The organism is Bacillus sp. FSL K6-6540 (assembly GCF_038007545.1).
The window spans coordinates 37,608-52,761 of sequence record NZ_JBBOXH010000004.1 but is presented as its reverse complement, the minus strand read 5'-3'; the positions used below and the strand labels follow the sequence as shown (position 1 = coordinate 52,761).

General features: G+C 41.0%; 17 protein-coding genes. All 17 read right to left on the bottom strand.

The window, feature by feature from the left end:
- Positions 1-13: 13 nt before the first annotated feature.
- Complete coding sequence (locus MHH82_RS41375; protein WP_340970906.1) at positions 14-2,434, bottom strand: VirB4 family type IV secretion system protein; 2,421 nt, start codon at positions 2,432-2,434, stop codon at positions 14-16.
- A 32-nt stretch (positions 2,435-2,466) separates the two neighbouring features.
- Entirely contained in the window at positions 2,467-2,973 is a 507-nt protein-coding gene (locus MHH82_RS41370; RefSeq protein ID WP_340970904.1) for a hypothetical protein, read from the bottom strand.
- 20 nt (positions 2,974-2,993) lie between these two features.
- Complete coding sequence (locus MHH82_RS41365) at positions 2,994-3,896, bottom strand: conjugal transfer protein TrbL family protein (protein ID WP_340970896.1); 903 nt, start codon at positions 3,894-3,896, stop codon at positions 2,994-2,996.
- 50 nt (positions 3,897-3,946) lie between these two features.
- A complete protein-coding gene (locus tag MHH82_RS41360) occupies positions 3,947-4,321 on the bottom strand; it encodes a hypothetical protein (RefSeq protein ID WP_340970895.1) in 375 nt (124 codons plus the stop codon).
- A gap of 309 nt (positions 4,322-4,630) precedes the next feature.
- Positions 4,631-6,037, bottom strand: a complete 1,407-nt coding sequence (locus MHH82_RS41355; protein ID WP_340970893.1) for a hypothetical protein — start codon at positions 6,035-6,037, stop codon at positions 4,631-4,633.
- A 401-nt stretch (positions 6,038-6,438) separates the two neighbouring features.
- Positions 6,439-6,846: a hypothetical protein gene (locus MHH82_RS41350; protein WP_340970890.1), complete on the bottom strand. Its 408-nt coding sequence runs from the start codon at positions 6,844-6,846 to the stop codon at positions 6,439-6,441.
- 95 nt (positions 6,847-6,941) lie between these two features.
- Positions 6,942-7,883, bottom strand: a complete 942-nt coding sequence (locus MHH82_RS41345) for a hypothetical protein (protein WP_340970887.1) — start codon at positions 7,881-7,883, stop codon at positions 6,942-6,944.
- A gap of 225 nt (positions 7,884-8,108) precedes the next feature.
- Positions 8,109-8,666, bottom strand: a complete 558-nt coding sequence (locus MHH82_RS41340; protein WP_340970885.1) for a tyrosine-type recombinase/integrase — start codon at positions 8,664-8,666, stop codon at positions 8,109-8,111.
- Positions 8,667-8,694: 28 nt separating this feature from the next.
- Positions 8,695-9,048, bottom strand: a complete 354-nt coding sequence (locus MHH82_RS41335) for a PilZ domain-containing protein (protein ID WP_340971004.1) — start codon at positions 9,046-9,048, stop codon at positions 8,695-8,697.
- Between the two features lie 274 nt (positions 9,049-9,322).
- A complete protein-coding gene (locus MHH82_RS41330) occupies positions 9,323-9,481 on the bottom strand; it encodes a hypothetical protein (protein ID WP_340970883.1) in 159 nt (52 codons plus the stop codon).
- Positions 9,468-10,541, bottom strand: a complete 1,074-nt coding sequence (locus tag MHH82_RS41325) for a PDZ domain-containing protein (RefSeq protein ID WP_340970880.1) — start codon at positions 10,539-10,541, stop codon at positions 9,468-9,470. Before MHH82_RS41325 ends, MHH82_RS41330 begins: the two co-directional genes overlap by 14 nt.
- A gap of 226 nt (positions 10,542-10,767) precedes the next feature.
- Positions 10,768-11,313 carry a Fic/DOC family protein gene (locus MHH82_RS41320; RefSeq protein WP_340970878.1) on the bottom strand — a complete coding sequence of 182 codons (546 nt, stop codon included), beginning with the start codon at positions 11,311-11,313 and terminating at the stop codon, positions 10,768-10,770.
- Between the two features lie 65 nt (positions 11,314-11,378).
- Positions 11,379-11,564 (bottom strand): hypothetical protein, encoded by a 186-nt coding sequence (locus MHH82_RS41315; protein ID WP_340970876.1) that lies wholly within the window; start codon positions 11,562-11,564, stop codon positions 11,379-11,381.
- A gap of 647 nt (positions 11,565-12,211) precedes the next feature.
- A complete protein-coding gene (locus tag MHH82_RS41310; protein ID WP_340970874.1) occupies positions 12,212-13,156 on the bottom strand; it encodes a tyrosine-type recombinase/integrase in 945 nt (314 codons plus the stop codon).
- A gap of 256 nt (positions 13,157-13,412) precedes the next feature.
- Positions 13,413-14,087, bottom strand: coding sequence for a hypothetical protein (locus MHH82_RS41305; protein WP_340970872.1), 675 nt, complete (start codon positions 14,085-14,087; stop codon positions 13,413-13,415).
- A 377-nt stretch (positions 14,088-14,464) separates the two neighbouring features.
- Positions 14,465-14,665, bottom strand: a complete 201-nt coding sequence (locus tag MHH82_RS41300) for a hypothetical protein (RefSeq protein ID WP_340970870.1) — start codon at positions 14,663-14,665, stop codon at positions 14,465-14,467.
- Positions 14,666-14,895: 230 nt separating this feature from the next.
- On the bottom strand, positions 14,896-15,099 hold the full coding sequence (locus MHH82_RS41295) for a hypothetical protein (RefSeq protein ID WP_340970868.1): 204 nt from the start codon (positions 15,097-15,099) through the stop codon (positions 14,896-14,898).
- Positions 15,100-15,154 lie beyond the last annotated feature (55 nt).

The following is a 15,154-nucleotide window of genomic DNA, read 5'->3' as shown; positions in this document are numbered from 1 at the left end:
CAGCCCCGCGCCTTTATGCGCTGCTAACTTCACTATATTCAAGCTCTGGATTAAATTGTTGCACACGCCGGTATTCGGCTGGATCAATAAATCTCAATTCATCGACAATTGGCATCGTTTGAATCTCGACGCGAGTGCTTCCCACCATGTAGATCCCGCGTCCCTTCGATTTTTTGCGTTTCAAGATCCGTTCTTCCTTCTGCGAGAATTCAAAACCAGTGTCTTTCAGCGTCTTATAGTCCTTTTCCGATAAGCCAAGGAATAACTTAAAGAACGCATTATCAAAAATGGCTTGTCCATAGTTCTTACTGTCACTCTTGGCGGAGAAGAAGTCCTCCACGTTTTGAGTAATTGTAGTGAGATAACCTCCATATTTCCGAATCCGCTTCGCCAGTTGGAACATAAACTTCAGAGTTTGCGGGTTATCCGGATCTGCCAATTTCCAAGCCTCGTCTACATACAACCCTTTCTTCTCATTCCGATCAATTTTAATGTACTCCCAAATATCCTGAAGGAGCAGATACATCATCTGCGGCTGAATGACTTCAGACAAAGAATGAATATCCAGCACCGTTAGTGGAGAATCCATCGACCAGTTGGTGTGCCCATTAAACATATTCTTATAGATCCCGTTCACATATGGTCGTAAATTTTTCCGGAAGATACTCAGAGATTCTTCGAATTCACTGCGAGAAGCGATTTCGTAGAGATCACTTAGTATTGGAAATTGATCAGGTAATTCCTTACTATCAAAAGTGAGTCCGCATATTTCTTCATAGGTTAAACGAATCGCTTCGCTAAGATCGGCCTCTTCCGTCGAATCCATCTTCGGATAGATGTAGCGGAAGAATGGAATCAGATCTGCAATTTTCCGTTGCAAATACTGTCCTACATTTTCAATGTAATTTCGACTCGCATTCGCTTCAAATTCATCCTCATCATCATCCAAATCCAAAACCGCTGAACGTATATGGAACGGATTGGTACAAAACGGGGAACCCATGGAGAATACAACACGTTCGCCATATTTAAACTTGTACTCCCGTTCGGGGTCAACGATAATGCACTTGGTACCTTGAGAGTTTTCCCTAGAGATATCAGCTTGGGCGTACCAGGATTTCCCCCGTCCGGATGGAGCGATAACGACTTCGTTCGGATTATCTACAGCTTTGCGATCCCGTCGATCGACGATAATTAAGCTTTGGGTTGCCGCATTCCGCCCCTTTACAACTCCTCGGCGCATCATAAAATCAGCGCTATTAAAAGGCAAAATACTGGCGATCGCGGTCGTTTGCATTGGCCAGTACAAGTTTTCATTATTTAGGAGATGGGATTTATACGCGATAGGCAGTGTCAACCAAAACGGTTCGTTACCTTCCAGGATAATCTCCCGAGATCTCATGCGGGATAACGATATCGCCGTAGTCAATCGCTCACATGCATAATCCAGTTCTTTTAGTGATTTGTCACGTACAGAGATCACGATCGAAACATTAAACATATTTTCTGCATCTGAACTAAGCCCTTCAATGAGCTGTATGGCGGACTCTTCTTTCCGCAACAATTCACGTTTCTCACTTTCCTTGGTTTTGGCCTGATCCTTCCGGTATCGAATAAACCCGAGAGACTTATCAATATCGTCCAAAATTTTCTTCTTACCTGTTGGCTGAAAGATAATAGCTGTGTCTACCTCGGCATTGACGTTAAAAACTTTTTGTAGCCAGGCAGGTTTAATTTCTGTTGGATAGTCAATAATGGTAATGAATCGGTAATACATCCCATCCATAATAGAATGATCTTCATTATGAATAATTGGAACCGGTGCGATTGCCGTCAAAGTATCCATTTCGCTCGTGTAGGGCTGCGTTAAGGAAGTCCTCGGGTTGAGTTTTTCGTAAAGCATACGAAGTGTATCAGCTCGTCCTAAAACCTTTATGTATATTTCAGCAGAAACTAAAGCATCCTCAATCTTTTTAATCATCTCATCGAATTCATCTCTCGCGCGGGCGAGATCCGTTGTACGTGATGCCAACGTAAAATAAAAGGATTTTGTTGTGCGCTGTCGCACGGTCATATTCTTTACATACTTGGTCATAGCGTCTAATCGCTCTAAAAAGTACCGCTCATGAGTTTGATTATACTTCTGTTCCAAGTACTCAATATATTCATCCAAATTGAGACGTTCCGAGCTAACAGTGATTTGGCTAATATACGCTTGTCCAGCAATATTAATCGCTTCTTGCATGAGTTCAACAATGTCATCATTCTCTTCAAACGTGTTCAAATCATTGTTAATTGGAGAAACTTTAAGAACACATCGATAAGTGCCATCAGCCAATTTTAAATATTCATTAAAATCCTTAAAAGGCAACGCTTGAGCCGGTGTCTTTTTGCCAGGCGGCTTTAGTGAAGGAACCTTCAGTTCTACTGCCATAATCTAGATAACCTCCTGTATGCTACTGTAGATTATTGTTTTTTTGGCTCTGGAATCAAGTGCATATATTCCTCTAATCCTTCATAAGGATCATCCGGAATTATGTTAGAACCTTGATTTTTAAGCTTGTCCTCATACTCCCAGGTCGAATGATCTTGTTCTGATGCAGATGTATAATTTTCTCTATGATAAGCCAAAACTCTAATCTTCTTATCATCCTCTGAAGGACGCGACTTTGTGGTTGTGAGTGTATAAACGTTTTGAGAGAAAAGATAGTATCTAATCAGCAATTTCACATACTCCTGAGCGTATAACCCGTTTCCAAGTTCGAGGGCAACCAATGCATACGAAGTTGAAACCAATAACGTCGTCAGCATGACCTTTCCTCCGGTTGGCAGAGTCGTGAAAATATCAATAATCACGGCCACCCCAACAAATGGAAGCATAAAAAGCATCTGTTTTACATTTAATCCAGCAAATTTTATCCCTTCTGTGACTTTACGCGGAATATAGTACGTTTTTCCTTGACGATTCGACATAACTCGTTCTCCAATTCAGATTATCTTTTAAGCATGGCGCCATAGATCGCTTGACTAAATGCAGCTTGCGAATAACCAACGGCTACACCCGTAACACCGGATGAATATAAAAATTGCTTAAGCACTTGGGGACCACGAATTGCTAGAACGACAGAACCTATGGGCAATAGCAAGCTTGTCCAACTATTCAAAGCCATGTTCGCAGAATTATTTAAGGCAAAACCAACCAAGAAGAATTGAACAGCCTGTGTAAAGGTGACAGACACGGCTTGCATAACCCAAATCTGAAATGATTCGCCTTTTCCTGCATGACTAACCGCCATGATTGGCCCCACAACATAAAGAAAACACAACTCGGCCAAGCGAATCGCGTTACTTATCGACAAACCACATAATGCAACAATCCAAATGCAAAAAAAGATCGACAAAGTTATTCCTTGTGTCAATGGAAAGGCGAGAGTTTTCAGCCCTTTAGTAAGATCCACACCCATCGTCTTGATTCCCTCGATGAGTAAAGCATTCATTTGCAGCAAAAAAGATAAAATCTCAGGGAGGCCATAAATCAATACAGCACTTATAGCTGTCTTATAAAGAATATCTGCAATCGGTTCTTGTTGACCTGTTATTAGCCGTCCCTGGGCACGCCATAAGCGAAATGCCAGTGTTGTAACCAATAAGCTGCCGGCAATGATCCGAGAATACTCCATAGCTTGTTCAACATACGGAATACTACTCAAGTCAGGCGTACTCATCATTGTCGAAAGCGCTGCAACCATCGAGTCAAAAATCGGTTCGAAGATTAACTTAAGCACATAAGCGATTGTATCCCCGACTTTACGCTCAACCCAACCTTCAGCAAATACCACATTCGGCAGCAAAAAAGATAGTGAAAAGATACCAAGAAAAGATAAAACTCTTCTCATTTTGCTCTCCTTTACAAGAAAAGCCCCAAAAGGGACTTTTCAAACGCTATTTAGCAAATTTTCCCGAGGAACCAATCGCCAATCCCCATCACCGAAAATATCCCGAACGATCCAGCAGCAAAATACTTGAAAAAGTTATAAGCCTGATCAACTTTGTCCTGACGACCACGAGCACCCCGCAACATCAAAAAACCAATCAGCAAGAAAACCGCTGTAGTAACGGCAGAACCGTACATGATCCATTGAACCGGTTCCTCAAATAAACCACCCAGCTTAGCTAACCAACTCGGGATATTAGAATAACATTTACTGCTACCCCCAGCAGATGCTGCGTAAGTCTTCGTTCCGGATGACATAAAGAAAAAGGCAGAAAACGCCGCTATGTAAGAAGTTTTACGCAGATAAGATTTCAACATACGAACCATCAAACGTCCTCCTCTAAAGAATCCAACAATGATAGACACATGATCCAAGATAGAAGCTCAAACCTACAGTGCCACCCCCACCTCCTTTCCCAGCCCCGCTGGAACCATTTACCTAACTAAAACTTAGTATAACGCAAAAACCAACCCCTAACAATACAAAAATAGGCAAAAAGAGCCAAAATACGACGGGCCCTTAGACCCAATCAACCCTAAAGCAGCACAAAAACAGTTACGAGTCCAATCGAGAAAGCAGCCCCCACCCACCACCCTATCCATTGTTTTATAGGAGACTGGCTATTTAAAATAGATTCATCCTGGATCTGGGGGCTTATCCTCGTTCCTATCGTATTTATCGTATCTTACAACCCCTACTAGATTTTTGGTTTCAAAGTCAACATAGTATACAGGTGCTAGATTCGATTGGACCTTCACGCGACTTGTGCGATCGCTTTGTACGGGCAGATCCGGAATGATCCGAATGGTTGTATATCCTCCCCTTCCTCTCTTGGTTTCTACTTCAATTTTTTTTTGGTCTACGAGCATATGAACGATAATCTTAAAAGTACTTAGTGGGCATTGAATCAAGCATGCCAATTCATTCTGTGAACCCGAGATTTCCGTTTTTTCGCATAGCAAAGCTAACAGATCGTTGATCCATTCCTGATAATGGGATCTCTCTCTGTCTTCTCTTAATTTAGGCCCTTCATAACTTCTGAAAACAGCGAAATGGAAAGCCATTCCGGAAAGCTCGCGAATAGCTTCAGCAGATGGCCCGAGCAGTTTCGATTTGGAATAGACATAATGAACCTTACGAATCGCATGTTGCATTAAAAATGGCTGTTTCCCCGCCCTTGCACCCTTGGCACACTGGGACATATACCATTCAGTAATTGCTTCAACTGCACGACAAATTGGCCAATTTGATGCTTTCATCGCTAAGGCAAGAGTAAAACAAGTGCGATCTCTCTTTCCTTCCTCGCAAGGAGCATAAAGCAAGCGTTGAAGAGCTGGCGCTGCCATAATGTCTTGATTCTGAATATGGTAGCTGAGCGTACCATTCTCCTGGTAGGGATGATTAATCTCTCTCCAATTCTTAAAAACTTCAAAACTATAAGTCTGCGAAGCCTCAAAATAAACAAGATTCTCTTCCGTAGGCAGCCTAAAGATACGATTTGCGCCTACAGCCGCCAAATCGCTTTTTAAATCTTCTGCCATATGTCTCATAATAGCCGTATATAAATAGACCGCGGATCTTGTAGCACGAACAGGCTGATCAAATACATACGTAATGTGATAGCCCCCACTTGGAGTCTTCAGAATCGCGGTAGGATGCGGCAACCCAGCATCGTCGATAACATCAAGGATATCAACGAGGGTCAGCCCTTCACGGTCTACATCGAAAACAAAGCCATTTAACCAACGAAGAGATTCAGTTAAGCGTTGATCCTTTCTATAATACCCATTGGGTGTATAATACGTATTTTGATTAGTATCCTCATTATGTATTTTGGCAAATAGGGTTGATAGAGTCGCCACACCCGTCATTTTTTCCTTCGTACCAACAAAAATCCATTGACGATCGGAGTGATAAGTACCGGTCTTTTTGCTACGGTACTTCTTCGGGTACATTGCCATCTTCGCTCCATAGAGGAGCTGAAAGAATTGCTCAACACGATTCAGTACAAGTATAGGCTGATGTTGTATACTGACCTGCATGCAGCTCTCCCTTTCAGCCGCAAAAACCAAAAAACCCTTTGTTTCCCAATAAGAAATTAGAGGGAAACAAAGGGTCATAATCTTGTCTTACAAACGTAAGATGTGCTATAATGAAATCACTAAACATATAGTGATAACAAAAGCACTTGCAGATGGCCTTCTGGTTTCCCGCCTGTTTCGGGAATCGCCTTGAGGATGTTTGAACGAAGCATCCCCAGCGAGGTTTATTTAATTAATGCGGGTGTCTTTTTTTTACCCTTTTTTGTCGATTCATCCGTGTTTTGATCTAATAATAGCGCAAATGTCCCTTTTTCGCAACCAACATTTTCCGAAAATATGACTTTTGTCCTAATTTAAGAGAGTGTAGTACCTTGTAATCAGACAAGGACCGAATATTGATCCTACCACTCACTCGGAGAAACAAAATTCATTTCCTCTCCCGTTTTGACATATTTTTGGATATCCAACCCCAAATATTTTTCCATCCATACTCTACACTCAGCTGCTATCAGTGACCATAACATCGAGAAGTCATAGTGATAACCTCGGTATAAATATTTAGCCCGTATCCCCTGCTCGGTGTTCTGCTGTTCATAAACTTTAAGTCCAATCTTCCGAAAGCGAATCCGGACAAGCCGATGGTCGGTTTCAGCGCGTCGAATTGCCTGAGTGATCAGAGCAACATAAGGATCTGCTGTTTTGAATGTGTTAGTTGCAATCGCCTTATCTCGCTCGAAGGCAGATATGATTAATGGCAAAAGAATATATAGCTTCACACAATGATAGTCTTCAGGTGAAAGTTCACGCACAATCTTTTCGCTCCTCTATAATAAGAACCTATGTTCTTATTATAGCTTGCGTGTGACAGCTCCATCAACACAAATGAAAAAGCCCCGGTTTGGGGCTAAATGAGTAGGTTTCTCGATCGTTCTTGAGGTTTGATGATAAGCTTCGGATCTTTGGCACATTCGGTGAATTCTAGTGTGTATTCTCGTTTACCATCTTGGTATCGAACTTGTAGCCGGCAGCGGCCAATACCTGGAAGCCAATATTGACCTCGGATCTTCTTATCTTTCACTTGCGTACGATTTTTTTGCTTATTGGGATTGAATGTATTCGTGTGAACGGCATATTTTAAGTTTTCGCGTAGGAAGCTGATCGTTTGGTCTTTACTTTCAAATCCCAACCGTTCTGTTAAGTAATCCATATTCCGATCAAGGATGATTAAGTTAGGGTTCAACAGCATATTCTTACGTCCATTTTTGCAGCAGTAACAAAGGAGTTTGATGTTATCTCGATCTCCAAACACGTTCCAATCCCTTTTTACAAATTGGGCTGTACGAATATGCATTGCTTGTCCACATTCCTCACAACGACCATCCTCAGCAGCATACACATATTGTTGGACTTCATCAGGAAAATACGCATGGCGATCACTGTAAATGATACGGGTCCAGCGATTATTTTCGATCCCGATTTGCAAATTCTCGTACGTGTGCCATTGTAGATGAATCCAATTCCCACGAAATCGCTTTTTTAGGTACTCCCGGTAGATCCATCTCGCGTCCACCCGAAAATCATCATGATGTTCCAAGATCTCTAGCGCACGATCAAAAGCTTCATCTTCATCTAACCCCATATACCCAGAGATCCGCTCCAATGTCTTATCTGTAACTTCGACGCGAGGCCAATCGATCTCAAAATTAAAATTTCTCGGGGCTCTACGAGCTGCGATCGCTGCTTGGCGCTTTGTCCAATGCATTACTTTCGGTTTTTTGACAGCTTTCTTCTTTCTTGGAGCATGTGATTTTTTGATACTTGATCTATATTTAATTTGACTTTTCATATTCACACATCCCTTACTTCATGTTATAATTGAAGTATCTCCCCCAGGTAATCTGTGGTGGATTTCTTACGGGGGTAACGTGAAAGTCACTTGGTCTTGACCAAGTGGCTTTTTCCGTTTTATATACCTCTACGAAGATTGTATAACAATATGTCTTACAAATGTAATACAAAAGAAAGTCTTGCCAATTTGCAACTCGTAAGCGTGGCTGGGAAAAAAGGGCTGTTAGGGCCTACTGTGTTGGGACAATATCTCCCGGATCTCTTCTGCTGTAAAACCAATGTAAGACAAGGTGGATTTAATGGAAGGATGATTTAGTATCTTCTTAACGGAGCTAAGCTTCCTTCCACTTAGTACTTCATGGTACCCCCATGATTTCCGCATTGTATGGCAGCCGATAGGCAAGTTTATACCGGCTTTAATAGCGGCCCGACGAAGTGTTTTATATACGATATCTCGTTGAATGGGTGCCAATTGTCCATTCTTTCTTTTTCGTGATACAAACAAAGGATCGTCCGGAAGATATTTCTCTCTTTCACTTAAATATCGAGTTAACGCATAATGAGCTTCAGAAGAGATAGGCATCCCATTTGGATATCTTGACTTAATAACCCCTACTCCTTCCGAGACATCTTTAATACGCAGTTGCAGTAGATCAGTAACTCGATAGGCCCCATTTAAACCTACCTCAAACAAACAGTAATCACGATAGCTTACTTCCTTCAGGCATTTCCTAAGCAGATTCAGTTGAAGCTTATCTCTAATCGGATGTGATGTTTCCATGTTATACCCTTCCTCAGAAGATGCCGGTTTATTTTTTGAATTGTAGTTGTCTTTTGAGGCAAAAAGCGACTATTTTAGAGCGATCTTGTTCATGCATCCCCATAAATGAGATAGAAACACGGATACCTGTAATACGCGCTATTCTCGCGTGAAATCGTATTTTCACGTCCGGAAGATAAATATGTCCAAATACAAGCTGATCAACTTCAAACTTCATATGAGTAGTATTCCAAAAAGATAGTCCACCACCGCTAATATCGTCAACATTAAATTCAACAATTTCATCGAGATCCGTTGTTTTAGATAAGGTTATCTTACCTTTGAAGGGGACTCGAAAAAATTCTCTTTTTTGAACAAAGTCCTTTTTCACCATCGGATACATCAATTTACTCATCTCCTTAATTATGCTGAAGAAGTTTATTAACAGTCTCAAAAGAGCAATCTTGCCTATATCAACATATCCATCATTCGTCGTGTGGCGTGTTTTTCTTTCAGGCCACTGTACCTTCATCTTCTTCTTGCTTGCGGATATGCTGAGTACACGGCCTTTTTCCCATTTAGGATGGTTTAGATACTACTTCGTCACCAGGCTGAATAGAAGCTTGTTTTTCAAATTCAATCAATGATATCAGAACTTTCCTAAGCAGCCGTATTGTTTATGGAATGTCGATGTTGATTCGATCCAATTTTGTTTGACCATCTTCTATCGATATACAAAAACCCTTTTTCACTTCCACAACGGGGTCACTAGCGTATTCAAGCAATATGTGTTCAATGATTTTACCTGTCAATTCTGCTCTTCTAATTTGATTCATTAGCCAAACCTCCTTCAGTTTTGATTTGATTTATTCTATCTATGGCTTGACTTACAGAATTAACCGGCACTAGCTTCATTCGAGAAATGCCAAGCTTTTGGGCAGCTTCATAAGCTTCATCTTCTTGTGATGCAGGAAAAAGAAAAACGTCAGCACCCTTCCGCTGAGCTGTCTCAATTTTCGTTGAGAGATTAGCAATCGCTTTAACATCTCCTCCCCTGCTGATTCCCCCCGTACCGGCAATTTTTAGGCCGCCTGAATAGTCGTGGCTGAGATCTAATTTTTGAATTAGTCCAAGCGCCAACATCAATCCTGAAGAACTTCCGGAGAAGTTAGGGGGAAACTTAACAACCTCATGATCCTGGATCTGATCAAATACGAATTGCACTCGAATTAAGACACCCAGCGTCAACTCACCGTTTGTGTCCGTCTCATTGAGGACAATAGGAAGGGTAACTAATTGCCCCTCTCGTTTCACTGTCACATGGATTCGATCCCCTCTTTTTTTCTGTCGAAGTACATCTGTAACGCTATTGAATGGATCAATATTTGAATCGTCAATCCGGACAATTTCATCTTTGATGTGAAACGCTTTTCCCGTTTCATAGTTCTCAGGGATATACTCGACCATCGGCTGTTTTATTTGTTCATCAAAAGGGATATCTAAGTATGAGAGAGCTACTACGATCGCATTATGTACAGCTTCCTCAGCATTGATCAGACCTACATAATATTGATCATCGAGCGTCAAAGCGGTGCCACTATTATGATCACTTAACACTTTCATATTCTCCAAGTGGTAGCCATTGAGCCAATATCGCAAATCAGACAAGTAGCGATTTGATGTTTGAGACGAAACATAGGTTAAGTAAAAATTCGTCTTCTTCGGATATGGATGATCAGTTAAGGTGCTGACATCAATATAATCATCTGCTAGGAGGATATTTCCTGTCTTCACCCAGGACCGATCGTGAAATGGCCAAATACAGAATACGGCAAGGAGTGTAAATAAAACTGAAGAGTATAAAACGAAACACAGCCATCTATCACTTAATTTCAAAGAACCACCCCACTTTTACTTTCTTCGGTAGAATCTTACAATTATATAATAACACTAAATATGTATTATTCAAAGAAGCAAAAAAGAATAGATCATCCTTGATCGGCTGATCCACTCTTTTTACCCTTGCCTGCCGCCAACCGCCGGAAACGGCATTGGAGAACTTAATCTCCTATCAATAGTATATAGCAATTCTTCAATTTTCATTCTTTCCCAGCCCTGCTCTCTATCGCTTTTTAGAAAGAGACAATGCTTTTTTCATATCACGTTGTAGCTGGCGATCAATGGTTTTATTCCGAACAACTTGATTAAGTAACGGCTCATAATTATCCGTCTTGGCGGCCATGAGGATCTCTTCTTTTGATGCCCTTGACCAGTCGATCTCATAACCAGCATTGGCAGCAATACACCGTATATATTCCCGGGTGGATCGTCCGTTCCCCTCTCTGAACGGGTGAAGATAGTTAATATCCCCCCATACCCTACCTAGATTGGTCGAAAACTGAGGAAAATCCATATTCTCAAAACACTTTAGTTTCACAATCTCTTGGTTAATGCGATCCATATTATCTTTGATGTATGCAGGTAAGCAAAAAGTGGTTTGTTCTTTATGAATGGCTACTTCTCTGATCTTCCCGGCCCAAGGATAAACATCCTGGAACAGATGAGCGTGAATCTTCTGGAGATATGTTAGATCTAGCTTTCCCGCGATTGGATTGACCAGCAATTCATTTAAACGCAGCTGGACAAGTTGCCCTTCTACTTTGTTCAATGTCTCGTTGTCTCGAATCCATAGCTTATTCAACAACACATCTGTTCCACGGTATACGTAGTCTTTCATTTGATGTTGGACGGATCGATACCAAATATCTTACAAACTTCTAATCGAGCTTGTCTGCCGGTAATCTCACCCTTGAGCTGTTTTCTGGAAAGTTCCTCGACTCGTGGATCAACCAGGATGCCTTCCACTTCTGCGGATCTCCGATTTGAAGTAATCCCTCGTTCAATTTGATCAACTTTCATTCAAAAGTCACCATCCTTACATTTATGATATCAGCTTTTTCTTGAATCTCGTGAACCTTTAAGCGCTTGATATATAAGAAAGGCTGTCGTTTCTATCGTTTTGATAACCACCAGATAACCCGCAATGAATCTGATCAGCTATACCGCTTCTCTTGCTCGCTCGATGCCCCATGTCATGTCGCAAGTCATGTTAAGTTATACCCTCTTGATGACCACTCTCCGAAATAACCTCCTAATCATAGTTTGTCACTGAACTTTTTCTCGACCGTCTAGCCAAACTATTGATATTATTATTCACCGAAGCAGTAATTGGATAAAAGTACGTCATTTTCATATTTTTTAAATCCCTATATCTTTTTCTAGCAAGCATTTGGCGAGATTTTAAGAAATCGTTAATAGCCATCTCTCTTTCTTCCGGAGTCTTGAATAATAAAATTTCTTCATTGAGATAAAGTTTTACGTGCAATTTCTCATTTTTTTACGCTGACGTTTTCTCATACTTATCTCCTCCTTATTGGACAGAATCGACTTTTTGGGTGACTACTAACGTAACGGTGTTCATTTTTTATTAATAATCTCTTCAAGAATGCTTTGGAGACAATCGTTATGAAAACAGTGGAAAGTTCATAATGTACGCCCCTTATACTTTATCCTTTCAAATCAAGAAGCTTTTCCTTGATTGCTTCCCGAGACGGCTGCGTATATCGGGCTGTCGTTTCTATCGCCGGCGTACCCTTTTTCTTGATGTGCCCCAGGTAAACGGCAACGTATTCGATCGGCCACCCTGCTTCTCTTGCACGATGAGCGAAATCATGTCGTAAATCGTGATACGTGATATCCTCAATTAAGGGCCATTCACTGTTGGTAGCCATTTTTTTCATTGCTCTAAACCAATGATGTATCCCATATTCCGTAAGTCTATCCCCTCGCTGTGAAGGAAAAACATAAGGACTATGTGCGTGCTTGCTTTTCTGTCGCTCGTCATGGATATACTCATACAATGGCCGCCGAACCTCATTTAAAAGAGGAATATCACGTGTTTTATTGCCCTTAAAACCGACAATAATATCCCCGATTTTTGGGCCAACCCGAACGTTATTCATCATCAGGTGAGACACATCGGATACACGGCAGCCGGCCCAATAGCCCAATGCGAATAGGGCTGCGCTTCGCTGGTCACCTTGCCGCTCCACTAAGTTTTTTAAAATGTACCGTTGATCAGGTGTTAAAATCCTTGGAGCCAGTAATGATTGAGCTGGGATCTCTATCACGCGAACCGGATTTTTTTTTATTGCATCCTGTTCCATTAACCAGTTTGCAAAATCGTTCAGAACGGTCTTTACACGCTGTTTGTGGCTTATACTCGCATTTGATATTTGGTTTTTAAAATATTCCTCTACAGCTGTCCGAGTAAATAGGATGGGGTTAAATCCATCCTCCCCACCAGGTTTGTCAGTTACCCATCTTACAAATTGTTTTACAATGCGGAGATAAGCGTCGATGGTACCTTCGGACTTTCCGGATAGCGATTCCTTATATCCGGAAATCCATATCTGCTCGTCATGCTGTTTTGTAAACTGCACCACATTCATTATTATCCCCTCGAACTTCGTTGGCTACAGCGAAGATGTATTTTCATCAACATAATACATTTCGATTCTCGAACCAGAAAAATAAATTGCCTATAAGATTGTATGAACAACTGATTCGATAATCTTATGATTTTTAAATGACCGTCTTATACCGCTATTACACTAACAAATACAAAAGCCCACACATCCACTTTATTCACCGTAACCACCACAATCTACAACAACGGGGCAATCGTCTATCATTTTTCTGTTGTTCTCAATTTTTTATAGTAGTTACACTTCCCGATTGAGTATATAAATCCCCCATCTTACGAACTTTGCCTAAGATTATCAATTGGCTTCCACCGATAATTTCTCCAGAAATGTAATCTATATTCCCAGATAATACGGCACGGGATTGGCCAGATAAGGATAGGGATACATGTCCGGCCTCTTCAACAACTGAAATTTGAGACTGACCAGATACCCGAGCTTTAATCGAAGATGCCCGAACAGCTGTTAAACTTGATTGCCCTGAAATTGATATTTGGCAATCAGTAGCGTTCGGGAAGAATATAGAAGATTGCCCGCTTAAATTTCCATAAACCCCAGTTACTTGATTTTTAATAATCACAGATCCTTGGCCCGACGAATTCACTTCAATAATAGGAATACTCTTGTCCAAATCCAGAACTACACGAGCTTGGCCGCTTAATGAAATATTTTCTACTCCTTCTCTTATTGGTAAGTAAAGCTCAATAACCCCCTGTTCTTCATCCCCATAAGAAATTAATATACCATTATCTCTCTTCCTAAGAGCACGAAAGATATTGAATGAGTATTCGATTTCATATTCATCCTTAAATGGACTAACTTCATTCCAAGTAAGTTTCGCCCCAGCAGGAGCTTGACGAACAATGATTACACCGTTTAAATTAGATTCAATTTTCATGTCTACGCCTCCCAATAGCATATCGTCACTACTCAAAAATCTATAAATGCACTCTTTATCTCATTTATTGCAATTATTTCAACCCCCACTTCCTCTCACAGGACAGATATTTTCTGTTACGAGATATCTTATTTCATTATACTATATTCCCGTGCTAAATAGTTGATTATACAGAAAAACTCGTAACAGAATGTATATTCTGTTACGAGTATGATTTAACCTGCTAAATCGATTTATTCAACGCTGCTGCTGGAGGAAATTCATCAATCCAAGAGTTGTGTGCGATTTACTTCAGCATAAAACCACATACCGTTGATAATTTCGATATCTTTTCCCAATCCATAAAAATCTCCTTCACAGTTTTTTCGAAATGTGCACTAACTCCAACCATCTTTTTTCCACTCCGTTTTATACCCAAGAAACAAGGAGAGTTGTCTTTTCGCGCCCCGAACTGATTTTGAAATATCAACGTAGTAACCCTTACGTCCGCCAGTATGTGTTACGCGATAATGCCCAGATTGAGTTTGTTCTATCCATGCATGTGCTCCCTTTTCTGGATTTGTCATAACCAGACGCATTACAATTAATCATCCTTTCTATTGCATTAAATGTGTCACTTTTTGTGTCGCTAATTCATCCGAACTGCGTCATTGTGAACCTTTAGATTTTCGCAAACATGCTTTCATATGTCGGTTCAAATTTGCCGCTAAGAACCTCGCCCCGCAATAAGGACAAAACGATTTCTTTATAGCCATATTCCCACCGTCCTTCGCTCTTTGAGTCGCTAATTCATCCGTTATGTGCAGCATTATTCAACGTTTTCAGCTTCCCAAATATCAATTCCTCTGCCGTATTTCCGCGCATGTTCGATTTTGTCTTGTTTCTCTTGCTCATCCCATCTCGAAGCACATTCTGCGCAAAGATATAGCGTCTTGTTTTCTCCATTCATCGGATCTCTTACTGTCCCACGCTTTTCGGTTGCTTCTGCGTCTTTACAAAAATCACATTTCATTTACCTTCGCTCCTTTGTTTCGCTTTATGGATCTTTTCTTCACTACATGTGTCTT

Coding starts and splice junctions, on each gene's coding strand:
- MHH82_RS41375 (WP_340970906.1), bottom strand. CDS start 2,434: ATGGCAGTAGAACTGAAGGTTCCTTCACTAAAGCCGCCTGGCAAAAAG.
- MHH82_RS41370 (WP_340970904.1), bottom strand. CDS start 2,973: ATGTCGAATCGTCAAGGAAAAACGTACTATATTCCGCGTAAAGTCACA.
- MHH82_RS41365 (WP_340970896.1), bottom strand. CDS start 3,896: ATGAGAAGAGTTTTATCTTTTCTTGGTATCTTTTCACTATCTTTTTTG.
- MHH82_RS41360 (WP_340970895.1), bottom strand. CDS start 4,321: ATGGTTCGTATGTTGAAATCTTATCTGCGTAAAACTTCTTACATAGCG.
- MHH82_RS41355 (WP_340970893.1), bottom strand. CDS start 6,037: ATGCAGGTCAGTATACAACATCAGCCTATACTTGTACTGAATCGTGTT.
- MHH82_RS41345 (WP_340970887.1), bottom strand. CDS start 7,883: ATGAAAAGTCAAATTAAATATAGATCAAGTATCAAAAAATCACATGCT.
- MHH82_RS41340 (WP_340970885.1), bottom strand. CDS start 8,666: ATGGAAACATCACATCCGATTAGAGATAAGCTTCAACTGAATCTGCTT.
- MHH82_RS41335 (WP_340971004.1), bottom strand. CDS start 9,048: ATGTATCCGATGGTGAAAAAGGACTTTGTTCAAAAAAGAGAATTTTTT.
- MHH82_RS41330 (WP_340970883.1), bottom strand. CDS start 9,481: ATGAATCAAATTAGAAGAGCAGAATTGACAGGTAAAATCATTGAACAC.
- MHH82_RS41315 (WP_340970876.1), bottom strand. CDS start 11,564: ATGAAAGTTGATCAAATTGAACGAGGGATTACTTCAAATCGGAGATCC.
- MHH82_RS41310 (WP_340970874.1), bottom strand. CDS start 13,156: ATGAATGTGGTGCAGTTTACAAAACAGCATGACGAGCAGATATGGATT.
- MHH82_RS41305 (WP_340970872.1), bottom strand. CDS start 14,087: ATGAAAATTGAATCTAATTTAAACGGTGTAATCATTGTTCGTCAAGCT.
- MHH82_RS41300 (WP_340970870.1), bottom strand. CDS start 14,665: ATGCGTCTGGTTATGACAAATCCAGAAAAGGGAGCACATGCATGGATA.
- MHH82_RS41295 (WP_340970868.1), bottom strand. CDS start 15,099: ATGAAATGTGATTTTTGTAAAGACGCAGAAGCAACCGAAAAGCGTGGG.